Genomic DNA, 23,371 nt, shown 5'->3' on the forward strand with positions numbered 1-23,371 from the left:
TCCGCGCCCGCGCGCTCCGGCGCCGCCGAGGACGAGTCCCCGCGCCGCCCCGCCCGCCCCGCCGTCGCCGTCTTCCAGGCGCCGGTCTTCGCCGAGCCCAGGTTCCAGACCCCCGAGCGCGCCGCCGCCCAGGCCGCCGCCGAGGCCGCCGAGACGGAGGAGACCGAGGAGCGGCCGGCGGAGCAGCCCGTGGCGGAGCACACCGAGGAGCGCGAGACCGGTGCCCGCCGGCGCCGCCGCCGTCGCGGTGCCGCCGACGAGACCCGCCCCGCCGAGGCCGCCGCCGAGGAGGAGCCGGAGGAGACCGAAGAGGGCCCGGAGTCCGCCGACGACCTCGCCGAGGGCGAGGAGGGCGACGACACCGAGGGCGCCGACGGCTACGAGGAGTCCGGCTCGCGCCGCCGTCGCCGCCGTGGCGGCCGCCGCCGTCGCCGCGGTGACGCCGCCGACGGCGAGGCCGGTGACGACGCGGACGGCGACTTGGACGACCTCGCCTCCGAGCAGGCCGCGCAGGACGCCGAGGACACCGCCGAGCAGGAGGAAGAGGACGCCGACGAGGCCCGCGACGAGGCCGGCGGCGGCAACGCCGGCAGCCGCCGTCGCCGTCGCCGTCGCCGCCGCGCCGGTGACAGCGCCACCGACGCCGAGCCGTCCGCCGACGACCCGGAGCGCACGGTCGTCAAGGTCCGCGAGCCGCGCAAGCCCAGCGAGCCGTCCGACGAGGTGCAGTCCATCAAGGGCTCGACCCGTCTGGAGGCCAAGAAGCAGCGCCGCCGGGAAGGCCGTGAGCAGGGGCGCCGACGCGTCCCGATCATCACCGAGGCCGAGTTCCTGGCCCGTCGCGAGGCCGTCGAGCGCGTGATGGTGGTCCGCCAGCACGGCGACCGCACGCAGATCGGCGTCCTGGAGGACGGCGTGCTCGTCGAGCACTACGTCAACAAGGAGCAGTCGACCTCGTACGTCGGCAACGTCTACCTGGGCAAGGTCCAGAACGTGCTGCCGTCGATGGAGGCCGCCTTCATCGACATCGGCAAGGGCCGCAACGCGGTGCTGTACGCCGGTGAGGTCAACTTCGAGGCGCTGGGCATGGCCAACGGCCCGCGCCGCATCGAGTCCGCCCTGAAGTCCGGCCAGTCCGTCCTCGTCCAGGTGACGAAGGACCCGATCGGCCACAAGGGCGCGCGTCTGACCAGCCAGGTCTCCCTCCCGGGCCGCTACCTCGTGTACGTCCCCGAGGGCTCGATGACCGGCATCAGCCGCAAGCTGCCCGACACCGAGCGGGCCCGGCTGAAGACCATCCTCAAGAAGATCGTCCCCGAGGACGCGGGCGTCATCGTGCGCACCGCCGCCGAGGGCGCGAGCGAGGACGAGCTGCGCCGGGACGTCGAGCGGCTCCAGGCGCAGTGGGAGGAGATCCAGAAGAAGGCGAAGAGCGGCAACGCGCCGACGCTGCTCTACGGCGAGCCGGACATGACCGTCCGGGTCGTGCGCGACATCTTCAACGAGGACTTCTCCAAGGTCATCGTCAGCGGTGACGACGCCTGGCAGACGATCCACGGGTACGTCTCGCACGTCGCCCCGGACCTGGCCGGCCGGCTGTCGAGGTGGACCTCCGAGGTCGACGTCTTCGCCACCTACCGGATCGACGAGCAGCTCGCCAAGGCGCTGGACCGCAAGGTCTGGCTGCCCAGCGGCGGTTCGCTGGTGATCGACCGGACCGAGGCGATGGTCGTCATCGACGTCAACACCGGCAAGTTCACCGGCCAGGGCGGCAACCTGGAGGAGACGGTCACCAGGAACAACCTGGAGGCGGCCGAGGAGATCGTGCGCCAGCTGCGGCTGCGCGACCTCGGCGGCATCATCGTGATCGACTTCATCGACATGGTGCTGGAGTCCAACCGCGACCTGGTGCTGCGGCGCCTGCTGGAGTGCCTGGGCCGGGACCGTACGAAGCACCAGGTGGCCGAGGTGACCTCGCTGGGCCTGGTCCAGATGACCCGCAAGCGGGTCGGCCAGGGCCTGCTGGAGTCCTTCTCGGAGACCTGCGTCCACTGCAACGGCCGCGGTGTCATCGTCCACCTGGACCAGGCCACCGTGAACGGCGGCGGCGGCAAGCGCAAGAAGCGCGGCCGGGGCGGCGAGGCGGCGGAGCCGGCGCACGAGCACGTGCACGAGACGGCCGCCGTGGCCGTGGAGCCCGGCGAGGCCGTCACGCCCGAGGTGGAGACCGCGGCGGAGGTGGCCGCCGAGGCCGCCGAGCCGGTCGCGCTGCCCGGGCCGGACTTCGCGCCGGACGAGGAGCTGTTCAGCAGCGTCGCCGAGGCGGAGGCGGCGGCCACCCGTGGCCGTACGCGGCGCCGGGCCGGCCGCCGGGCGTCCGCTCCGGCGGGTGCGCCGAAGGCGGAGAAGGCCCCCAGGGCCGAGCGGGCGGCCAGGGCCGGGAAGGCCGCGGGGGCCGAACGGCCCGCCGAGGCCGAGCCGGCCGAGGCCCCGACCGCCCAGGACGTCACCGCCGAGGAGGCGGCGGCGCGCCCGGTGCTGCCGGAGTCCGCCGCCGAGGCGCTGGCCGAGCCGGTGGCCGCCGAGGACCAGGTGGTCCCGGCGCCGCAGGCCGAGGAGCCGGTCGCCGAGGAGGCCGCGCCCAAGGGCCGTACGCGCCGTCGGGCGACCCGGAAGGCGTCGGCCCCGGCCGGTTCGCCCGCGGGTACCGAGGCGGCCGTGGTGACGGTGCCGGAGGCCGCTCCGGTCGCCGAGGCACCGGCCGAGCAGCCCGCTGCCGCCGCCGAGGCGCCGGCCGCGCAGCCCGCCGAGGCCGCGAGTGCCGCGGCCCCGGCCCGCCCGCGTCGCCGTGCGGTGCGCAAGGCCACCGCGCCGACCGCGTCCGAGGAGACGGCCGTCGTGGTCGTCCCGTCGGTGGCGGAGGCTCCGGCGGCCGAGGCCCCGGTGACCGCCCCGGCGGACGCCGAGGCGCCGGCCGGCGAGGAGCCGGTGGCCGAGGACGCCGTTCCGGCCAAGAAGACCGCCCGCAAGACGGCGGCCAAGAAGGCGGCGGCGAAGAAGACCACCGCCAAGAAGACCGCGGCCAAGAAGACGGCCGCCAAGAAGACGACGGCCAAGAAGGCGACGAAGACCGCCAAGACGGCCGCCGCGAAGTCGACGGCGAAGAAGACCACCACGGTCTCCACCGCCGGCGACGAGGGCTGACGCTCGGGGGTGCGGCCGGAACGGTCATCGCGACCGGTCCGGCCGCACCCCGTGGGGCCCGTCCGAAGTGACGGGCCGCACAACCCCGGGGGTCCGGTTTGACCCTCTCGGCCGCGGCCCCGTAACCTTGGCCGTCGGCGTGTCCAGTGAACACGTCACATCCCCGTAAACCTTTTCCTCCCGGACGCAAGGCGGGCCGGGAGAGGTCGTCCGTGTGTTTCTGGGCGGCTGGCCTTCGGGGGTGCCGTTTCTTCGAGCGAAAGAGAGATCCGCGTGTACGCCATCGTGCGCAGCGGTGGTCGCCAGCACAAGGTTGCTGTCGGCGACATCGTTGAGGTTGACAAGATTTCCACCGCCAAGGTTGGCGACACGGTCGAGCTCTCGACCCTGCTCGTTGTCGACGGCGACGCTGTGACCAGCGACCCGTGGGTGCTGGCCGGCATCAAGGTCCAGGCCGAGGTCGTGGACCACCACAAGGGCCAGAAGATCGACATTCTGCGCTACAAGAACAAGACCGGCTACCGCCGTCGGCAGGGCCACCGCCAGCAGTACACGGCGATCAAGGTCACGTCGATCCCCGCGGCTGCGAAGTAAGGGACTGAGGAGACATGGCACACAAGAAGGGCGCATCGTCCACCCGGAACGGTCGCGACTCCAATGCCCAGCGGCTCGGCGTGAAGCGCTTCGGCGGTCAGGTCGTGAACGCGGGTGAGATCCTGGTCCGCCAGCGCGGCACCCACTTCCACCCCGGCGCCGGCGTCGGCCGTGGCGGCGACGACACGCTGTTCGCCCTCCAGGGTGGTGCGGTGGAGTTCGGTACCCACCGTGGCCGCAAGGTCGTGAACATCGTTCCGGTCGCCTGAATCGCCTGATTCAGCGCCGAACGTTTCGCGAGGCGGACCTCACTTCCCGTTCGGGAAGCGGGTCCGCCTTTCGCTTGTTCCCCTGGAACAGGCTCGTTCCCGGGGGACCGCTCGTCCCCATGGAACAGAGCACCCACAAGACCCACACGCACGTTCCTTCTGGAGGCACCCACCATGACCACCTTCGTGGACCGCGTCGAACTGCACGTCGCCGCGGGTAACGGGGGCCACGGCTGTGCCTCCGTCCACCGTGAGAAGTTCAAGCCGCTCGGCGGTCCCGACGGCGGCAACGGCGGCCGTGGCGGCGACGTCATCCTGACCGTCGACCAGTCGGTCACGACGCTGCTCGACTACCACCACTCGCCGCACCGCAAGGCCACCAACGGCAAGCCCGGCGAGGGCGGCAACCGCTCCGGCAAGGACGGCCAGGACCTGATCCTGCCGGTGCCGGACGGCACGGTCGTGCTGGACAAGGCGGGCAACGTCCTCGCCGACCTGGTCGGCCACGGCACCTCCTACATCGCCGCGCAGGGCGGCCGGGGCGGTCTCGGCAACGCGGCGCTGGCCTCCGCCCGCCGCAAGGCGCCCGGCTTCGCGCTGCTCGGCGAGCCCGGTGACCTCCACGATGTCGTCCTGGAGCTGAAGACCGTCGCCGACGTGGCCCTGGTCGGCTACCCGAGCGCCGGCAAGTCCTCGCTGATCTCCGTGCTCAGCGCGGCCAAGCCGAAGATCGCCGACTACCCGTTCACCACCCTGGTGCCGAACCTCGGCGTGGTCACCGCCGGCTCCACCGTCTACACCATCGCCGACGTGCCCGGTCTCATCCCCGGCGCCAGCCAGGGCCGCGGCCTCGGCCTGGAGTTCCTGCGTCACGTCGAGCGGTGCAGCGTGCTGGTGCACGTGCTGGACACCGCCACGCTGGAGTCCGACCGCGACCCGGTCTCCGACCTCGACATCATCGAGGAGGAGCTGCGGCAGTACGGCGGGCTCGGCGACCGTCCCCGGATCGTCGTCCTGAACAAGGTCGACGTGCCGGACGGCAAGGACCTCGCCGAGATGGTCCGCCCCGACCTGGAGGCCCGCGGCTACCGGGTGTTCGAGGTGTCGGCCGTGGCCCACATCGGGCTGCGCGAGCTGACCTTCGCCCTCGGTGAGCTGGTCGGCGGGGCGCGCGCCGCGAAGCCGAAGGAGGAGGCGACCCGGATCGTCATCCGGCCCAAGGCCGTGGACGACGCGGGCTTCACCGTCACCCGCGAGGAGGCCGACGGCGAGCCGGTGTTCCGGGTGCGCGGCGAGAAGCCCGAACGCTGGGTGCGCCAGACCGACTTCAACAACGACGAGGCCGTCGGGTACCTCGCCGACCGGCTCAACCGCCTCGGTGTCGAGGTGGAGTTGATGAAGGCGGGTGCCCGCTCGGGCGACGGCGTCGCCATCGGCCCCGAGGAGAACGCGGTCGTCTTCGACTGGGAGCCGTCGGTCATGGCCGGCGCGGAGATGCTCGGCCGCCGCGGCGAGGACCACCGGCTCGACGAGGCCCGGCCCGCGGCCCAGCGCCGCAGGGACAAGCAGGCCGAGCGGGACGAGGTGCTGCGGGCGTACGACGAGTTCGACCCGTTCGAGTAAAGACGGGCCGGCTCCCCGCCGGACGGCCGGAAGGGTGAACACCGCGAGGAGCGGCGGTGGACGCGGGGGCAACCCCGTGCCGCTCCGGTGAGTCGAAGGGTGCGGCACGCGACGGACCAGGTTCCGTCGCGTGCCGCACCCTTTTCGTCCCGTGACCCTGGAGCCGACGTGCCCGACCAGCCTCGTTCCTTCCGCCGCCGCGCCCTCGCGCTCGCCACCGGCATCGCCCTGGCCGCCGGAGCCCTGCTCGCGGCTCCCGCCGCGGACGCCGCTCCGCGACCCCCCGCCCCGCGGTCGCGCGCCGACTTCAACGGCGACGGCTACGGGGACCTGGCCGTCGCCGCGCCGTACGCCACCGTCGGCGGCAAGGCCCGCGCCGGTTACGTGGCGGTGCTGTACGGCTCCCCCGGGGGACTCACGGCCAGGGGCAAGAAGGTGTACACGCAGGCGTCCCCCGGTGTCCCCGGCGTCGTGGAGCAGGCCGACCTCTTCGGGGGCCGGCTGTCCACCGCGGACCTGGACGGCGACGGCTTCACCGATCTGGTGGTCGGCGCGTCCGGCGAGCAGTGGACGCAGGGCGGCGTGGACCGCGTGGGCAGCCGGACCGTGCTGTGGGGCGGTCCGAAGGGCCTCGGCTCCGGCACGCTGCTGCCCGCCGAGGGCACCGGGCGCTACCAGGACCCGCTGACGGTGGCCGGCGACTTCGACGGCGACGGCCACCAGGACCTGGCGTGCGCCGGGCGGGTGCTGCTCGGCCCGTTCGGGCGCGACGGCCGCCCGTCGCGCACCCAGGAGGGCGCGGAGCTGATCGACGGCGACCTGAACGCGATCGCGGCGGCGGTCGGTGACACCGACGGCGACGGGACCGACGACATCGTGACGCTGGCCCGGTCCTACGACCGGGACGACGAGGGCGACTACGGACAGGACGTCTTCTACGCGCGCGGCGGCCACGCCGGTCTGCGAGCCCCCGTGGAGCTGCGGGACTTCTTCGCCACGGAGGGCGACGCCATCGCCCTCGGCGACCTCGACGGCGACGGCCGGGCGGACCTGGTCGTCGGCGGGCTGACCCTGCGGATCGGCTACGCGGGCGCGCAGGGTCTCGGCCCGGGCCGGCCCCAGGTGATCACCCAGGACACGCCCGGCGTGCCCGGCGCGCAGGAGCAGGGGGACGGGTTCGGGCACGCGCTGGCCGTCGGTGACGTGACCGGCGACGGCCGCGCCGACATCCTGGCCGGCATCCCCTTCGAGGACTTCGACGGGCTGCGCAACCCCGGCACCTTCGCCGTCCTGCCCGGCGGCCGCTCCGGGGTGACCGGCGCCGGGACCAAGGTGTTCAGCCAGAACAGCGCCGGGGTGCCCGGTACGGCGGAGAAGGACGACTGGTTCGGCGCCGCCGTGCGGCTGGTGGACGGCGACGGCGACGGCAAGGCCGAGCCGGTGGTCGCCGCGCCGTGGGAGGACTCCCGCGCCGGTGCCGTCTGGGTGTTCCCGGGCGGTACCAGTGCCAGGGGCTCCTTCACCGTCGGCGCGCGCACGCTCGGCACGGTCGCGTCCGGCGCCGAGCTGGGCTCGGTCTTCCCCGGCTGACACATGGTCACTCGGATTTTCCGGACAAGCGCGGTCCTCTCCCTCCGCCGCCCTACCCGGCCGTGACCGCCGCCGGCCGGAGGGCGAGGGGCTGACGCCCCTGGCCCTCCGGCCGCTCCAGGGCGCAGGCGGTGGGACGCATTCCGCCCTACCGTCAGGCCCGTTGCGGCGTCAGGGTGTTCCCGAGTCGCAACGGGTCTCCTGTTGTCTGCCCATTTGTCATGCCCGTGATGGGTTTCGTTCAGCAGGCGGGCCGTCCGGCCGTGGGAACTTCCCGATGTCCGCCAGACCTGTCCAAGTGGCCACTGTGGCAAGGGAGTCAGCGCATGACCGCACACTCGCCCGACCGCCGCCGCTTTCTGACCGCGGGGGCCGCCGTCCTCGGGGCAGCGGCCTCCGCCCAACTGTGGCTGCCCGGCACCGCCCGCGCCGCCGACGCCCCGCTGCCCGACGGGGTGTTCACCCTCGGCATCTCCTCCGGCGATCCGCTCCCCGACGGCATCGTGCTGTGGACCAGACTCGCGCCCGACCCGCTGAACGGCGGTGGCATGCCCGACGCGGTCTACCCCGTGCAGTGGGAGATCGCCGAGGACGAGCGGTTCCGCCGGATCGCCCGCCGGGGCACCGCCCAGGCCCGCCCCGAACTCGGCCACAGCGTCCACGTGGACGTCCGCGGCCTGCGCCCCGACCGCCGGTACTGGTACCGCTTCCGGGCCGGTGACCAGCTCTCGCCGACCGGCCGCACCCGCACCGCGCCCCACCCGCACCAGCGGGGCGGCTCGCTGCGCGTGGCCCTCGCCTCCTGTCAGAACTGGCAGCACGGCTACTTCACGCCGTACGCCGACATGCTCGCCCAGGAACCCGACGTCGTCCTCTTCGTCGGCGACTACATCTACGAGTCCGCGCCCTCGGCGACGGCCGTGCGCAGGCACGAGGGCAAGGGCGAGCCGTACACCCTGGTCCAGTACCGCAACCGGTACGCGCAGTACCGCACCGACCCCGACCTCGCCGCGATGCAGGCGAGCGCCCCCTGGGTGGTCACCTTCGACGACCACGAGGTGGACAACGACTGGGCCGGCGAGGTCCCGCAGGACCCGGACAAGCAGCCGCACGACAAGTTCGTGGCCCGGCTCACCGCGGCCTTCCAGGCGTACTACGAGCACATGCCGGTGCGCGCCACCGCCGTTCCGGACGGCCCGCACATCCAGATGTACCGCCGTCTGGAGTTCGGCCGGCTGGCCCGGCTGAACGTCCTGGACACCCGGCAGTTCCGCAGCGACCAGGCCACCACCCAGGAGGGTGCCCAGGCGCCGTCGATGACCATGCTCGGCGCCGAGCAGAAGCAGTGGCTGCTCGACGGGCTGTACGACTCCCCGGCCCGCTGGAACCTCATCGCCTCGCAGATCATGATGGCGGAGACCGATCTGCTGCCGGGCGACGGCAAGCTCTGGTACTACGACGCGTGGGACGGCTACCAGGCCGAGCGCAACGCCCTGCTGGAGGAGTTCGCCGGCATCCGCAACCCGGTCGTGCTCAGCGGCGACCGCCACCTGACGATGATCAGCGACCTGCGGACGGACTACGCCGACCCGGACTCGGACGTGGTCGGCGCCGAGTTCGTCGGCACCTCCATCTCCAGCAGCGGCGACCAGGACCAGGACGCCTTCCACCGTCAGTGGGACCCGCTGATGGCGGACAACCCGCACTGGAAGTTCATCGACGCCCACCGCGGCTACCACCTCTTCGACATCCGCCGCGACGGCATCGACGCGCAGGTCCGGGCCGTCGACACGGTGCTGAAGCCGCAGGCGACGGCGAGCACGCTGGCCCGGCTGCGGGTGGAGTCGGACGAGCCGGGCGTCCGGCTGGTGTGACGCCCGCCCGGGCCCGGACGTTCCGGGCGGCCGGTGTGGCCGCCCGCGCCGTCCGGCGATCTCCCTCCGGCCGGTTCCGGACGCCGTGAATCGGTCACTCATCCCGGTGGGGACCGAAATGCCGTGGAATCCGCTCTCGAATTCCACGGCTTTCGGCTCCCCGCCGAGCCGTATTCCCGGCCCCGTCCGGGCGGGGCCGGAGCAGGGGCCGGCCACCGGATCGCCTCGGCGGTCGCGCCCCGGGCACCGCGTCGTGAGGCGGTCGCGGCCGGGCCGGACCGGCGTTCCCCGGACACCTGTGGACTTACTCACAGCAAATTCACGGGGGTTCACACGGCCTCCCGCCAATCACCGGGAGTGCGAGGTGAATGACAGGTTGCGCGCACATATGCAGTGCGGGTCACTCACCTTGCACTGCGGTTACCGGAAGTGGGACCATTTCACGGTTCCCTGTCGCCGCAAGGTAGGTCAGCCTGTGTCCCAGCACATAGCCAAGCCCCGAACCACCGCAGTGATCCTGGCCGGTGGCACCGGTCAGCGGGTGGGTCTGTCGATCCCCAAGCAGCTGCTGAAGATCGCCGGCAAGGCAGTCATCGAGCACACCCTGACCACCTTCGAGAACACCGACTCGATCGACGACGTCATCGTGCTGATGGCCCCGGGCTACGTGCCGGACGTCGAGAAGATCGTCGCCAAGGCAGGCTTCACCAAAGTGAAGAAGGTCATCGAGGGCGGCTCGACGCGGAACGAGACCACCGAGCGCGCCATCTCGGCCCTGGGCGAGGGCCTGGCCGAGGGCGAGGACCTCAACGTCCTCTTCCACGACGCCGTACGCCCGCTGCTCGCCAAGCGCGTCATCGACGACTGCGTCGCCGCGCTCGACCGTTACCAGGCCGTGGACGTGGCCATCCCGTCCGCGGACACCATCATCGTCACGCGCACCCACGGCGAGGACGGCGAGTTCATCACCGAGATCCCGGACCGCTCCCGGCTGCGCCGCGGCCAGACCCCGCAGGCGTTCAAGCTGTCCACGATCCGCCGTGCCTACGAGGTGGCCGCCGGCGACCCCAACTTCCAGGCCACGGACGACTGCTCGGTGGTCCTCAAGTACCTGCCGGACGTGCCGATCCACGTCGTCGCGGGCGACGAGTACAACATGAAGGTGACCCAGCCGGTCGACGTCTTCATCGCCGACAAGCTGTTCCAGCTGGCCTCCACCGCCGCGCCCGAGCAGAACGGCGAGGACGACTACCGCGAGCTGCTCACCGGCAAGACCGTCGTCATCTTCGGCGGCTCCTACGGCATCGGCAAGGACATCGCCGAACTCGCCGAGTCCTACGGCGCGAACGTCTACGCGCTGGGCCGCTCCACCACCGGCACCCACGTGGAGAACCCGGAGGAGGTCGACGACGCGCTGTCCAAGGCGTACTCCGCGACCGGCCGGATCGACTACGTCGTCAACACCGCGGGCGTGCTGCGCATCGGCAAGCTCGCCGAGACCGACAACGCCACCATCGAGGAGGCGCTGAAGGTCAACTACCTGGCCCCGGTGCAGATCGCGCGCTCCTCCTACAAGTACCTGGCGGAGTCCAAGGGCCAGCTGCTGCTCTACACCTCCAGCAGCTACACCCGCGGCCGGGCCGAGTACTCGCTGTACTCCTCCACCAAGGCCGCCATGGTCAACCTCACCCAGGCGCTGTCCGACGAGTGGGCCGGCGACGGCATCCGCGTCAACTGCATCAACCCCGAGCGCACCGCGACGCCCATGCGCACCAAGGCATTCGGCCAGGAGCCGGCGGGCTCCCTGCTGTCCTCCGCCGCCGTGGCCCGCACCTCCCTGGACGTGCTGCTGTCGGAGCTGACCGGGCACGTCATCGACGTCCGCCAGCAGGACCCGACCGCGGGCGCGGCCACCGCCTCCGGCTTCGAGCAGGCGCTGGCCGCCGTGTTGGACCGTCAGGACGGCGTGTAATAATCAGATCCAATTAGGTTTTGGGAATTCAGGCCTCTGTGGGTACTCGTTCAATGAGTATTCGTAGGGGCCTGTATCCGTACCCCACTCGAATGACCGGCCTCTCCTGGCATTTCTGAACAAAACCGGCACTCCCCCCTCCCAGAGCAGGTTCTTCGTGATATCCACCGCTATTCGCGTCGCCCGGGTGGGCAGCGCGGCCGAGCTGGCCGCGGCGGCCCTCGTGATGCTGGGCTTCCCGGCGCTCATGCTGGCCGCGCTCGTCCCGAGCGTTCCCGCCTTCGCGGCCCTGGCCGCCGTGACGTACCTGGCGGACCACTATCTGCACCGCAAGGGCAGCTACCTGATCAACCGCCTGAGCAAGGTCCGGGCGGGTCTGTCGATCCGCTTCCTGATCCGGCAGCTGCTGCTGGTCCTGCTCCTGGCCCGCCTGTCCCTCTCGGACGACCTGATCTTCTACGGCGCGGTCGCCTGCTTCATCGCCTTCTACGGTCTCCAGGCCCCGCACGGCGCCCTGGTCACCCTGATCCGCAACCGCCGCCGGATGCCGGTCGCCACCCGCAACATCGACCTGAAGTCCCGCATCCGCATCCCGGACGCCCCGCCGCGCCGGCTGCTGCACCGCTCCGCGGAGAAGATGCTCCACCTCGACCTGTTCGCGGTCGTCGGCATCCTCGTCTCCGCACAGCTGGAGTCGGCCGCGTTCGGCTTCTTCGGCATCGGCCTGACCGTCGGCCTGGGCGTCGGCTACGTGCTGCGCCTGCTGCCGTACGTCCGCAGCGCCAAGACCCCGCCGCGGGCCGAGACCGTCCTCGCCGCCGTCGACGACTGGCTGGCCGGCTACAAGCCGCAGACGGTGCTGTACTTCTCCGGCTCCAAGGACTCGGCGTACCAGGTCAACATGTGGCTGGAGACGATGGAGCAGCTGGACACCCGGCCGCTGATCATCCTCCGCGAGCGCGTCATCCTGAACAACCTCGCGCCCACCACGGTCCCCGTCATCTGCGTGCCCGGAGGGGTGCACCTGATGAACCTGGACCTGTCCACCGTCCGCGTCGCCCTCTACGCCGCCAACGTCGGCAAGAACATCCACCTGCTGCGCGTGCCCACCATGAAGCACGTCTTCATCGGCCACGGCGACAGCGACAAGCTCGCCAGCGTCAACCCGTACAGCAAGGTGTACGACGAGGTGTGGAGCGCCGGCCGGGCCGGCCGCGACCGCTACGCCCTCGCCGATGTCGGCGTCCGCGACGACGACATCGTCGAGGTCGGCCGCCCGCAGCTGGCGCCCATCCAGAGCTGGCAGGGAGTGCCCGAGGGCCGTATCCCCACGGTGCTGTACGCCCCGACCTGGGAGGGCTGGGACGGCAACCCGGGCAACACCTCGATCGTGCTCGCCGGCGAGAACATCGTGCAGCGGCTGGTCACGGCCGACCCGCCGGTCCGTGTCCTGTACAAGCCGCACCCGTTCACCGGCACCGTGAGCAAGGACGCCAAGGCCGCCCACCAGCGCATCGCCGCCCTGGTCGAGAAGACCGCAGCCGAGCGCGCCGCCGACTCCCGCTTCACCGCCGACAGCGCCGCCATGGACCGGGCCAAGGCCGAGCTGGCCGGCATCGAGGCCCGGCTCGACGAGCTGTCGGGTGCGGGCGGCACCAAGGGCGACGAGGCCGAGGCCACCCGCGACGGCGTCGTGGACGTGCGCCGGCACGAGGAGATCGCCCGGCTGCGCGCCGAGTGGAACGACGCCTACTGGCGCTCCTTCCCGTCGTACGAGCACCGCGTCATCACGGGCGCCCAGCCGCGCCTGTACGACTGCTTCAACGTCTCCGACGCGATGGTCTCCGACATCTCCTCCGTGGTCTCGGACTTCATCGCGAGCGGCAAGCCCTACGCCGTCACCGACTCCGGCGAGCTGGGCGTCGAGGAGTTCAAGCAGCAGAACACGGCCGTGCGCGCCGCGGTGATCCTGTCCAACAGCGCGGTCGAGCTGGGCGATCTGCTGGACGCCGTCCGCGACCCGTCGGGCGACCCGCTGGCGGACGCGCGCACGGAGCTGAAGCAGTACCTGCTCGGCCCGGCCGAGCCGACGTCGATCGACCAGTTCAACGCCGCGGTCGCCGACCTGGCGGCGAAGGCCGAGGCCCGCAACGTCGGGCAGCAGTCCCGGCTGGGCGCGGCCAACGCCGACCCCGCCGAGACGGCCGAGCTGACCAACGCGGTGCCGGGCCAGCGTGCCGCGTCGGCCGGCGAGACGGACGGCGTGAGCGCGGGCTGACCCGCCCCGACGCGATCACCAGGGCCCCCGAGGAGCACTCCTCGGGGGCCCTCGTCGTGCCGCGCCCGCCGTCAATCCCGGTAAGCTGTGTGACATGCATCACTCCGCACCCCCGGCGAGGCAACCGCTTCCCCCAGGTACTCGTCTAACAGCTTGCGATTGAGGTGATACGGGGGAAATATTCCGTGACTAGGGGGAGAAGTGACCGTCGTGACGCAGCCTGATGTGAGCGTGATCATCGGGGCGTACGAAGCGATGCCGTACCTGGTCGAGTGCCTGGCATCCGTCGAGGCACAGACCATCGGGCCGGCGCGCATGGAGGTCATCGCGGTCGACGACGGCTCGACGGACGGCACCGGTGAGTGCCTGGAGGAGTTCGCCGCCCGCGTCTCCCTGCCCGTCACCGTCATCCGCCAGGAGAACTCCGGCGGCCCCAGCGGCCCCCGCAACGTCGGCCTGGACAAGGCGGCGGGGCGCTACGTCTTCTTCCTCGACGCCGACGACCGGCTCGGCCCCGAGGCCCTGGAACGCATGGTCGCCATGGCCGACAAGAACGGCACGGACGTCGTCCTCGGCCGGGTCGAGGGCGTCAACCGCTCCGCGCCGAAGTCCATGTGGGGCAAGACGCTCGACCGGGCCGACGTCTACACCTCCAACATCAAGTTCACGCTCAGCGCCCAGAAGCTGTTCCGCCGCTCCATGCTGGAGCAGCACGGCATGCGGTTCGACGAGTCGCTGTTCACCGGCGAGGACGCCCTGTTCACGCTGGAGGCGTACCTGCGCGCGAGCGGTGTCTCCGTGGTCGCCGACTACACCTGCTACTACCTGGTCGGCCGCGACGACGGCAAGCAGGTCACCAAGAGCGGCAGCTACACCCTGCGCTTCGACTCGGCGCGCGCCCTGATGAAGCTGATCGCCGACATGGTCCCGGCCGGCGACAAGCGCGACCTCCTCATGGTCCGGCCGTTCCTGGTGACGCTGCTGCCGCAGTTCGGACCCAAGTTCCTCACCGACAGCGAAGAGGTCCGCCGGCACAAGTTCGAGCTGGCCAAGCCGCTGATGGACACCTACTGGACGCCCGGTGTGGCCCGGCGCCTGAAGGTGCACGAGCGACTGCGGCTGCACCTGGTCGCCGTGGAGCGCGCCGATCTGCTGCTGGACGTCGTGAAGTTCGTCAAGGCCAAGAAGCAGGCCGCCGCCGTGCTGGAGAAGCGGGGGACGCGGCTGTACCTCATCTACCCGCACTTCCGTTCCCGCAAGGCCCGCATCCCCGACGAGATCTACCTCGCCGACGCCCGTGAGGCCCGTGCCTTCCTGGGCTACCGAGAGGCCGCCGCCAACTCCTTCGCGCGCCGTGCGGTGCGCAAGGTGAAGCGGAAGGTGCGGCGGATGCTGCCGGGCAAGGGATTCGGCGCGGCGGCCGCCTGAGCGGCCGGGCCGGTGACGCGGTGAGGGCCCCTGGGGCGGTACGCCCGGAGGCCCCGTGCGTCGGCGGCGGCTACTTACCCGACTGCAACGCGCGCCGCAGGGGCCGGCCCACCACGCGCCGGGCGCGCCGGTAGACGGACGAGCCGGGGGCCGGGACCGCCGCCGCGGCCTTCTGGGCCTTCTGCGCCTTGGTCAGCTCCCGCCGCAACCGGGCGTTGTCCTGGCTCAGTTCGGTCACCTGCGTGTGCAGCCAGCCGAACCGGCTGCTCAGCGAGGCGGGGTCGGTGTCGTTCCACGGCCGGATGCCCGGCGGGAAGGCCAGTGACCGCATCCTCTCGTCGAAGGCCGCGCCGCCGTCGCCGTGCGTGAAGGTGTTCTGGAGCCCGTTCTTGTCCAGGAACCCGACGAACCGGTCGAAGCGTTCCGCGTGGTTCCCGACCAGCCCGTTCGTGTCCAGCCGCTCGTACAGCCGGACCGGATCGGCCGCCTCGGGATTCCTCGTCACCTCGTCCAGCCGCCGGTACGGGATCTCGAAGTACCGGCACAGCTCCAGCGTGCGCGAGTCGCCGCACAGCACCGTCGCCGGCGTCCCCGCGAGCAGCGCCGCGATGTTGCCGTGGATGCGGGAGCCGAACGAGAAGTCGTAGGACCGCAGGTCGTCGATCCAGGTCACCGGGTCGACGTACACCCGCACCTTGCCCTCCCGGTACATCGGGTGGTCCGGGTGCGTCGGGATCGCCGTCACGCGGGCGTTCGGGTCGGTGAGGTCCCGCCAGTGCAGCTGCCGCGCGTCGCTGATGTTCTGCCCGATGAAGCACAGGTTCGGGTGGCGGGCGTGGGCGCGGGAGATGACCCGGTCCAGGCCCTGCTTCTGCACCGCGCTGTGCGAGCCGTTCACCGCGATCCGCGACTCCGCGGTCAGCTCGGGCACCCGCTTGCGCACGTCCAGTTCGCGGCCGTACAGGAACAGCGACGGGCAGCCGATGACCTCCACGTCGTTGAAGCCCATGTCCCGCAGGTACCGCTCGGTGAACTCGCCGCGCACCCCGATCGAGGCGCTGCGCTCCAGCACCGCGGCGCAGAAGTCGCGCACGGTCTGCTCCATCGGCTTCAGCCGCGCCGGGTCGTAGCCCAGCCCGGTCTGCGCGCCGACACCCAGCACCACGACGGGGATGCGCAGCCGGCTGATCAACCGGGTCAGCCGCTTGAGCCCGCCCTCGAACGAGGGCCGGAAGGCGTTGGCGAGTGGCACGACGAAGGCGTCGTACTCCTCGTTGATCCGGGCGGCGGCCGAGACGTCCGTGGCGATGCCGTTGGAGAACACCTCGCTCTGCGGGGTCTCCAGTATCTTGTGCGCGGCGTCGCTGAAGATCAGGTTGCCGGAGTTGGTGGCGATGACGTCCCGCTGGAGAGCCTCCTCGACGGACAGGACGTCGTACGGGCTCTTGCCCGAACGCAGCAGGATGCGCTTCACAGGGCGAACAGTAGATGGCACAAAGTTCAACTTATGTTGCCGGAGGTTTTAATTTCTACAGGCAACCAACACAACCTTTTTGCCGTATGCGAATCCGTGAGCGAATCGTCACGCCCCGGTGTCCGGGAGCTGGACCGGCGCGCACCACCCGATCCGCTTCGCGTAGATTGCCGGACAGGCAGCCGACAGCGCGCGAGGGGACGGAACGCACCGTGGCAAGGGCAAGACAGGCCGTGGGCGAGGCCCGCAGGATCGTCGTCAAGGTGGGCTCCTCCTCGCTGACCACCGCCGAGGGCGGCCTGGACGCCGACCGCGTCGACGCGCTCGTCGACGTCCTCGCCAAGAGCCGGAGCGGGGGGGAGCGGGAGGTCGTCCTCGTCTCCTCCGGTGCCATCGCCGCCGGTCTCGCCCCGCTGGGCCTGCGCCGCCGCCCCCGGGACCTGGCCCGTCAGCAGGCCGCCGCCAGCGTCGGCCAGGGCCTGCTCGTCGCCCGCTACACCGCCTCCTTCGCCCGCTACGGCGTCCGGGTCGGCCAAGTCCTGCTCACCAGCGACGACATGAGCCGCCGCGCCCACCACCGCAACGCCTCCCGCACCCTCGACAAGCTGCTCGCGATGGGTGCCTTCCCGATCGTCAACGAGAACGACACCGTCGCCACGGACGAGATCCGCTTCGGCGACAACGACCGCCTCGCCGCCCTCGTCGCCCACCTCGTCCACGCCGATCTGCTCGTCCTCCTCTCCGACGTGGACGGCGTCTACGACGGCGACCCCGGCAGGCCCGGCACCTCCCGGATAGCGGAGGTACGGGGCCCCGAGGACCTCGCCGGCGTCGAGATCGGCAGCGCGGGCAAGGCCGGCGTCGGCACCGGCGGCATGGTCACCAAGGTGGAGGCCGCCCGGATCGCCGCCGCCGCCGGCATCCCGGTGGTGCTGACCAGCGCCGTGCACGCGGCCGAGGCGCTGGCCGGCGGCGACACCGGCACCTACTTCCACCCCACCGGCAAGCGCTCCGCCGACCGGCTCCTCTGGCTCCAGCACGCCTCCACCCCGCAGGGCGCCCTGACCCTGGACGACGGCGCGGTGGACGCGGTCGTCCAGCGCCGCAAGTCGCTGCTGCCCGCCGGCATCGCCGCGGTCGAGGGCGACTTCAGCGCCGGGGACCCCGTCGAACTGCGGGACACGGCGGGCCGCGCGGTGGCCCGGGGGCTCGTCAGCTTCGACGCCAAGGAGATCCCCCGGCTGATCGGGCGCTCGACCCACGAACTGGCGCGCGAGCTGGGCGCGGCGTACGAGCGCGAAGTCGTACACAGGGACGACCTCGTGGTCCTGCATCCCTGATCCTCGCAAAACCGCTCGTAAAGCGGGGCGTGGCCAAAGCCCCCGGTGGGGGACGTTCCGTAAAAGCACCACGCGGAGCCCTGTGGCCTGCTCAACTTTGTCTCGGAAACTTGTTGAAGGGACATGTTCCGTCAAGTGGCCGAGCGGGCCGTGCGAGCCTTGCGGGCTGTGCGAGTCCGCGGGCCGAGCGAGCCCTGAGGGCCGAGCGAGCCCTGCGGGCCGAGCCGGCCGCGCGGGCCGAGCGAGAAGGAGGCCGTCGTGAGACCAGTGCGCCCGGGGGCGGCGTCCCGCGGTGCTCTGACGAGCGTCGCGGCCGGGGACACCTACGAGGAGCCGAAGGACCTGCCCAGGCTGTGGCACGTCACGCTGAGCGTCTCCGGGAAACAGGTCCCGCTGCCCGAGCTGCGCCGGGCCCTGGAGCAGCTCGCCCACGACCACCCCTTCCTGCTGACCAGCAGATACGCGACCGACCACGCGGAGATCCGGTACTGGGAGGAGGCCCGCGACCTGCACGACGCCGCCGCCGTGGCGCTGCGCCTGTGGGGCGAGCACCGGCAGAGCGCCGGTCTGCCGGCCTGGGAGATCGTCGGCCTGGAGGTCATCGACCGGGAGACCTACCACCACCGCATCGCCGAGGGCTACGGCCCGCGTCCGGCCGCACCGGTGGGTGTCCACCCGTTCTGAGCGGGGACCCCGGACCGGGGGCGGGCCGGGACCGGCGGGGCCGGGTTCGGGGTCGACGGGGCCGGGTTCGGGGTCGACGGGTTCGGGGCGGGTGGGGTTTCGCCCCTTTCGGGGTGTCTCGGGGTGTGGGACGACCACTGAACCGCGGCGTCCCGCGCACTACCCTTCCCCCATGACCACGCTCTCGCCGTACGACTCGATGTCCCCGGTCACCCAGGCCGCCTACCGGGCCAAGGCCGCCGCCGCCGACCTCGCGCCGCTCCCGCGCGCCGTGAAGGACGACGCGCTGCTCGCCATCGCCGACGCCCTGGAGGTCCGGACCGCCGAGATCGTCGAGGCCAACGCCGAGGACGTGGCCAAGGCCCGGGAGAGCGGCATCAGCGAGGCCGTCGTCGACCGGCTCACCCTCACCCCCGAGCGGGTCCGCGCCATCGCCTCCGACGTCCGGGACGTCGCCCGGCTGCCCGACCCGGTCGGCGAGGTCGTCCGCGGCTCCACCCTCCCCAACGGCATCGACCTGCGCCAGGTCCGCGTCCCGCTCGGCGTCGTCGGCATCATCTACGAGGCCCGCCCGAACGTCACCGTCGACGCCGCCGCCCTCTGCCTGAAGTCCGGCAACGCCGTCCTGCTGCGCGGCTCCGCCTCCGCGTACGCGTCCAACGCCGCCCTCGTCCGGGTGATCCGGGACGCCGTCGGCGGAGCCGGGCTGCCCGCCGACGCCGTCCAGCTCGTCCCCGGCGAGAGCCGCGACTCCGTCCGCGAGCTGATGCGCGCCCGCGGCCTGGTCGACGTCCTCATCCCGCGCGGCGGCGCCTCCCTGATCCGGACCGTGGTCAACGAGTCCACCGTGCCCGTGATCGAGACCGGCACCGGCAACTGCCACGTCTACGTCGACGCCCAGGCCGACATCGACACGGCCGTCGAGATCCTGATCAACTCCAAGGCCCAGCGGGTCAGCGTCTGCAACGCCGCCGAGACCCTCCTCGTCCACCAGGACATCGCTCCCGAGTTCCTGCCGCGCGCCCTGGACGCCCTCGCCGCGGCCGGGGTCACCGTCCACGCCGACGAGCGGGTCATGGCCTACGCCAAGGGCTCCGAGGCCACCGTGGTCGAGGCGACCCCCGAGGACTGGGAGACCGAGTACCTCTCCTACGACATCGCCGCCGCGGTGGTGGACTCGCTGGACAAGGCCGTCGAGCACATCCGGCTGTGGACCTCCGGCCACACCGAGGCCATCGTCACCACCTCCCAGCAGGCCGCCCGCCGCTTCACCCAGCTGGTCGACTCCACCACCGTGGCCGTGAACGCCTCCACCCGCTTCACCGACGGCGGCCAGTTCGGCTTCGGCGCCGAGATCGGCATCTCCACCCAGAAGCTGCACGCCCGCGGCCCGATGGGTCTGCCGGAGCTGACCAGCACCAAGTACATCGTCACCGGCGACGGACACGTACGCCGCTGAGGTTCACCCGTCCGGTCCCGCGCGCCCGGCGCCGGGCGCACGGCCGGAAGGCGTCTCACCAGGCAGACGAATGTCCGTACCGTCTGCCCAAATTGACCCCCCAGGTCTACTCTGGATCCGTGCCGGAGGACGTGGGGGGCACGCCGTTCCCGGACGGCTGGGAGCCCGACGACGACCACGACCACGGGGTGCCGGACGAAGAGTTCGCCTCCGTGGTCTTCGACGAGGCGTTCGTACGCGCGGCCACGGTCCACGAGCCGACCGCCGTCGAACGCCTTCTGGCCGCCGCCCAGGCCAGGGCGGAGGCATCCGAGGCCGAGGCCCGCCGCGCCCACGCCCGGGGCGAGCGCTATGACGAGGGCTACGACCCCGAGGACCCCCGGTTCGACCGGGACCGGGACGACGACGAGCCGGACGACACCTACGTCCTCGGCGACGGCCCCTACGGCAAGCACGTCCGCTGGCACCGCCCCGTCGCCTGGATCCTCGCCGTCGTCATGGGCATCGGCATGGTCGCCCTGGCCTTCGCCGCCGTCTACCGGGGAAGCTCCTCGGGCACCCGGGACCGGGTACCCGCCCCCGCCTCGACCGGGCTCGGACAGGGCGCCGCGTCCGCTCCCGCACCCTCCGCCGAACACCCCGAGCCGGCCGTCTCCGCCATCCCGCGCTCCCCCTGAGCGCCCCGCCCGCGCTTGGTGAGAACCTGTCAGAAGTTGTCGTGCGACGAGGCGTTTACCCGGGGCCCGCGAGACCTACCCTGAAAGTATGGGCGGGCCTGGAGACCCACCGGAGGGGACACCCGAGGGCGGCCCCGGCGGTGCGGAGGACGAATACGGATCCGTCGTCTTCGACGAGTCGTTCGTCCGCGCTGCCCGCCTCCAGGAATCCTCCGCCGCGGAGCGGGTGGCCGACCACGCGCCCGCCGTACGCCGCCGCCCGCCGCTGCACCGCGGACTCGCCCGGCAGGCCATGATCCTCGTCCTGCTGATCGCCGTCGCCTTCGGCACCGCGATCTACATGGGCGTCCGCCACCCCTACAGCACCCCGCAGGCCCGCCGGTCCGTGGAATCCCTGCGGATGACGGTCATCCCGCTCGCCCCGCAGGGCAGGGTGCCCGGCGCCGCCGACGCCGAGAGCCTGTATGCGCGCAGCCCCGCCGCCGACTTCGAGCGCGGCGCCGAGGGCATACCCCTGCCGGCCTCGCGCGGCACCGCCCACTTCTCCGACAGCCAGGTGGTGAACGCCCTCACCACCGTCAAGGACTACATCGTCCGCTCCTCGCTCTACCCCGAGGTGATCACCGGCCGCGAGGCGAGCCCCGCCCGCACCCTGGTCGACTCCGACCAGCTCGACCAGTTCGACCAGAGCTTCGCCCACCCCGCCGCGGACGGACGGCACGCGCCCACGGGCTGGGTGGTCCGGATCGACCCCGCCCGGGCCCGGCTGGCCGACGACCGGATACGCGCCTTCGGCACCCTGACGGCCACCGAGGCCGACCCGGCGACCCTGGAGGTCACCGCCGACCACACCTTCGTCTACGCCCTGCGCCCCACCGGCGCGGCGGCCGGCGCCCCGGCCTCCCTCTTCACGGTCCGCCGCGCGCTGACCTTCCACTTCGACCGCGACGACCTGCGCACCCGCCAGGTCCAGCTGATCACCGCCTACGTCCAGGCGGGCCCCCTCGCCTGCGCCGAGGACTCCTCGGCCTACCTGCGCCCGCTCCTGGCCGGCCAGACGGCCCGGTCCGGCGGCCCCGCGGGCACCAACCCCTACGAGACGGACGGCGCGACGGCCCTGTGCGGCACGCTGGCCGCTCGGGCCCAGCCGAAGGTCTGAGGGAGACCGGCCCCCTACTCCCCGTCCGCGTCGGGGACGTCGCCCTTGCCCGGCGGTGGGCTGCGGAAGCCGTCGAAGCCCCGCCGGACCCGGCCGCCCAGGTCGCCCGCGCCGCCCGCGAGGTCCGTGACCAGCTTCATCAGCGGGTCCTTGGAGTTCTTCACATCGCTCGCGTAGCCGGCCGCCGACTCCCGGAAGGAGTCGCTGACGGAGGCGTCCGCGTCCTCGCCGCGCCGCGGGTAGTGACCGTCCATGATCCGCTGGTAGTCCCGGGACTCGGCCCACTTCTTCAGCTCGGCGGCCCGCACGGTGGTGAACGGGTGCGAGCGGGGCAGCACGTTCAGGATCTTCAGCACGGAGTCGCGCAGATCACCGCCCGAGTCGTACTCCTCGGCCTGCTCCAGGAAGGCGTCCACGTTCATCTCGTGCAGATGGTTGCCGCCCGCGATCTTCATCAGGCCCCGCATCGAGGCCCGGACGTCCTGGCCCACCAGCAGGCCCGCCCGGTCGGCGGACAGCTCCGACTTGCGGAACCACTCCCGCAGCGCCGTGACGATCGCCGTGATCGCGAGATTGCCCAGCGGGATCCAGGCGACCTTCAGCGCGAGGCTCGTCAGGAACAGCAGGACCGTGCGGTACACCGAGTGCCCGGACAGCGCGTGCCCCACCTCGTGCCCGACGACCGCCCGCATCTCCTCCTCGTCGAGCAGCTCCACGAGCCCCGTGCTGACCACGATGATCGGCTCGTCCAGGCCGATGCACATGGCGCTCGGCCGCGGGTCCTGCGTGACGTACATCGGCGGGACCTTCTCCAGGTCCAGGATGTAACAGGCGTCCCGCAGCATGTCGTGCAGGTGCGAGAACTGCCGCTCGGAGACCCGCACCGAGTCGGACAGGAACAGCAGCCTGAGGCTGCGCTCCGGCAGCAGCCCGCTGAGCGCCTTGAAGACGGTGTCGAAGCCGCTCAGCTTGCGCAGCGCCACCAGGGCCGAGCGGTCCGCCGGGTGCTCGTACGCCCGGGTCGAGATCCCCGGGAAGCGCCTGCGCCGTCGGCTCGGCACGCGCTCGTGCCCCGTCAGCTGCCGGCCGTCGTCGGACATGTCTTCCCCCAGGTGCGTGTGAATGCCCACTGTGCCCCCGCGGCGGGGCCCAGCCTAGGCGGCGATACCGTGGACGGGCAGTACACCCGAAGGAGTCCCCGCCATGGAGCACCACCCCGCAGCCGCCCGGCTGACCGAGGCCGCCGCGAGCGCCGTCCAGCAGCACGGGGCGGGGAACCTGCTCCGCGTCGTCCTGATCGTGATGGTCCTCGGCTCCGTCCTGACCGCCTGGTTCCTGCTGCGCGGCTACAAGCAGAAGGACGACTGACGAGCGGCGGAAGTTCCCCGCCCGCCGGACGGCGCCCCCGCGCCCGCCGGCCGGTGGGCGGTCCCGAGATCACGCCGGGGCCGTCCCGCCGGCGCCCTGCGGCGTCCAACGGCGGAGTCGGCGTGATCGCCGCGGGGCCGCCCGCTTACGATGAGCCGACATCTTTATTCCGCCCACACGCGTTAGGTCCTGCCGAAGATGAGCTTCCACAGCGCCGCAGCCCAGTTGGTCACCCTTGCCGCCGAAGGCGGGGAGCACGGCGGAAACCACGAGAGCCTGAACCCGGCCATCACCGGCGGCGGCGCCCTGGTCATCCTGCTCCTGCTGCTCTGGATCACCACGCGCTTCAACCGCGACCGCTGAACGGGGACCCCGTCC

At 72.1% G+C, this 23,371-nt stretch carries 18 protein-coding genes; 16 read left to right on the forward strand and 2 right to left on the reverse strand.

Features of this window, described 5'->3' with window-relative positions:
• The 9 genes from IF37_RS0130900 to IF37_RS0130940 all read left to right on the forward strand — a co-directional run.
• On the forward strand, positions 1-3,204 hold a 3,204-nt coding region (locus IF37_RS0130900; RefSeq protein ID WP_030749988.1), incomplete at its 5' end, for an Rne/Rng family ribonuclease.
• Positions 3,205-3,477: 273 nt separating this feature from the next.
• A complete protein-coding gene (gene rplU / locus IF37_RS0130905; RefSeq protein WP_030749991.1) occupies positions 3,478-3,798 on the forward strand; it encodes a 50S ribosomal protein L21 in 321 nt (106 codons plus the stop codon).
• A gap of 14 nt (positions 3,799-3,812) precedes the next feature.
• Positions 3,813-4,067, forward strand: coding sequence for a 50S ribosomal protein L27 (gene rpmA / locus IF37_RS0130910; RefSeq protein ID WP_030749994.1), 255 nt, complete (start codon positions 3,813-3,815; stop codon positions 4,065-4,067).
• A 174-nt stretch (positions 4,068-4,241) separates the two neighbouring features.
• A complete protein-coding gene (gene obgE / locus IF37_RS0130915; RefSeq protein ID WP_030749997.1) occupies positions 4,242-5,690 on the forward strand; it encodes a GTPase ObgE in 1,449 nt (482 codons plus the stop codon).
• Positions 5,691-5,858: 168 nt separating this feature from the next.
• A complete protein-coding gene (locus IF37_RS0130920) occupies positions 5,859-7,280 on the forward strand; it encodes an FG-GAP-like repeat-containing protein (protein ID WP_037857438.1) in 1,422 nt (473 codons plus the stop codon).
• A gap of 326 nt (positions 7,281-7,606) precedes the next feature.
• Positions 7,607-9,154 carry an alkaline phosphatase gene (locus IF37_RS0130925; protein ID WP_030750002.1) on the forward strand — a complete coding sequence of 516 codons (1,548 nt, stop codon included), beginning with the start codon at positions 7,607-7,609 and terminating at the stop codon, positions 9,152-9,154.
• Between the two features lie 475 nt (positions 9,155-9,629).
• Positions 9,630-11,126: a bifunctional cytidylyltransferase/SDR family oxidoreductase gene (locus IF37_RS0130930; RefSeq protein WP_030750005.1), complete on the forward strand. Its 1,497-nt coding sequence runs from the start codon at positions 9,630-9,632 to the stop codon at positions 11,124-11,126.
• A 157-nt stretch (positions 11,127-11,283) separates the two neighbouring features.
• Positions 11,284-13,404 (forward strand): CDP-glycerol glycerophosphotransferase family protein, encoded by a 2,121-nt coding sequence (locus IF37_RS0130935; RefSeq protein ID WP_253915900.1) that lies wholly within the window; start codon positions 11,284-11,286, stop codon positions 13,402-13,404.
• Positions 13,405-13,659: 255 nt separating this feature from the next.
• On the forward strand, positions 13,660-14,832 hold the full coding sequence (locus tag IF37_RS0130940) for a glycosyltransferase family 2 protein (RefSeq protein ID WP_052845468.1): 1,173 nt from the start codon (positions 13,660-13,662) through the stop codon (positions 14,830-14,832).
• A 70-nt stretch (positions 14,833-14,902) separates the two neighbouring features.
• Here IF37_RS0130940 and IF37_RS0130945 read toward each other — a convergent pair whose 3' ends face one another.
• On the reverse strand, positions 14,903-16,306 hold the full coding sequence (locus IF37_RS0130945) for a polysaccharide pyruvyl transferase family protein (protein WP_037857441.1): 1,404 nt from the start codon (positions 16,304-16,306) through the stop codon (positions 14,903-14,905).
• Positions 16,307-16,539: 233 nt separating this feature from the next.
• Between IF37_RS0130945 and proB the strand changes: the two genes are divergently transcribed.
• The 5 genes from proB (at position 16,540) to IF37_RS0130970 (ending at position 21,625) form a co-directional block, all read left to right on the forward strand.
• A complete protein-coding gene (gene proB / locus IF37_RS0130950; RefSeq protein WP_030750015.1) occupies positions 16,540-17,646 on the forward strand; it encodes a glutamate 5-kinase in 1,107 nt (368 codons plus the stop codon).
• 258 nt (positions 17,647-17,904) lie between these two features.
• A complete protein-coding gene (locus IF37_RS0130955) occupies positions 17,905-18,330 on the forward strand; it encodes a hypothetical protein (protein WP_030750018.1) in 426 nt (141 codons plus the stop codon).
• A 172-nt stretch (positions 18,331-18,502) separates the two neighbouring features.
• The gene (locus tag IF37_RS0130960) at positions 18,503-19,789 is read left to right on the forward strand and encodes a glutamate-5-semialdehyde dehydrogenase (RefSeq protein WP_030750020.1); all 1,287 of its coding nucleotides are present in this window, start codon (positions 18,503-18,505) and stop codon (positions 19,787-19,789) included.
• A gap of 92 nt (positions 19,790-19,881) precedes the next feature.
• Positions 19,882-20,466, forward strand: a complete 585-nt coding sequence (locus IF37_RS0130965; protein WP_173457040.1) for a hypothetical protein — start codon at positions 19,882-19,884, stop codon at positions 20,464-20,466.
• A gap of 88 nt (positions 20,467-20,554) precedes the next feature.
• Positions 20,555-21,625: a hypothetical protein gene (locus tag IF37_RS0130970; RefSeq protein WP_030750023.1), complete on the forward strand. Its 1,071-nt coding sequence runs from the start codon at positions 20,555-20,557 to the stop codon at positions 21,623-21,625.
• A gap of 14 nt (positions 21,626-21,639) precedes the next feature.
• Here IF37_RS0130970 and IF37_RS0130975 read toward each other — a convergent pair whose 3' ends face one another.
• Positions 21,640-22,725 carry a M48 family metallopeptidase gene (locus IF37_RS0130975; RefSeq protein ID WP_030750024.1) on the reverse strand — a complete coding sequence of 362 codons (1,086 nt, stop codon included), beginning with the start codon at positions 22,723-22,725 and terminating at the stop codon, positions 21,640-21,642.
• Positions 22,726-22,828: 103 nt separating this feature from the next.
• On the opposite strand from IF37_RS0130975, the gene IF37_RS43905 reads away from it, so the two are divergent.
• Positions 22,829-22,993, forward strand: coding sequence for a hypothetical protein (locus tag IF37_RS43905; protein ID WP_030750026.1), 165 nt, complete (start codon positions 22,829-22,831; stop codon positions 22,991-22,993).
• Between the two features lie 198 nt (positions 22,994-23,191).
• Positions 23,192-23,356 carry a hypothetical protein gene (locus IF37_RS45060; protein ID WP_030750028.1) on the forward strand — a complete coding sequence of 55 codons (165 nt, stop codon included), beginning with the start codon at positions 23,192-23,194 and terminating at the stop codon, positions 23,354-23,356.
• Positions 23,357-23,371 lie beyond the last annotated feature (15 nt).

Source organism: Streptomyces sp. NRRL S-31 (assembly GCF_000718775.1).
Taxonomy (GTDB): domain Bacteria; phylum Actinomycetota; class Actinomycetes; order Streptomycetales; family Streptomycetaceae; genus Streptomyces.

What these genes read in the sequence shown, in the direction of transcription:
- rpmA (WP_030749994.1), top strand. Translation starts at nt 3,813, where the DNA reads ATGGCACACAAGAAGGGCGCATCGTCCACCCGGAACGGTCGCGACTCC.
- obgE (WP_030749997.1), top strand. Translation starts at nt 4,242, where the DNA reads ATGACCACCTTCGTGGACCGCGTCGAACTGCACGTCGCCGCGGGTAAC.
- IF37_RS0130925 (WP_030750002.1), top strand. Translation starts at nt 7,607, where the DNA reads ATGACCGCACACTCGCCCGACCGCCGCCGCTTTCTGACCGCGGGGGCC.
- IF37_RS0130940 (WP_052845468.1), top strand. Translation starts at nt 13,660, where the DNA reads ATGCCGTACCTGGTCGAGTGCCTGGCATCCGTCGAGGCACAGACCATC.
- IF37_RS0130960 (WP_030750020.1), top strand. Translation starts at nt 18,503, where the DNA reads ATGACCACGCTCTCGCCGTACGACTCGATGTCCCCGGTCACCCAGGCC.
- IF37_RS0130970 (WP_030750023.1), top strand. Translation starts at nt 20,555, where the DNA reads ATGGGCGGGCCTGGAGACCCACCGGAGGGGACACCCGAGGGCGGCCCC.
- IF37_RS0130975 (WP_030750024.1), bottom strand. Translation starts at nt 22,725, where the DNA reads ATGTCCGACGACGGCCGGCAGCTGACGGGGCACGAGCGCGTGCCGAGC.
- IF37_RS43905 (WP_030750026.1), top strand. Translation starts at nt 22,829, where the DNA reads ATGGAGCACCACCCCGCAGCCGCCCGGCTGACCGAGGCCGCCGCGAGC.
- IF37_RS45060 (WP_030750028.1), top strand. Translation starts at nt 23,192, where the DNA reads ATGAGCTTCCACAGCGCCGCAGCCCAGTTGGTCACCCTTGCCGCCGAA.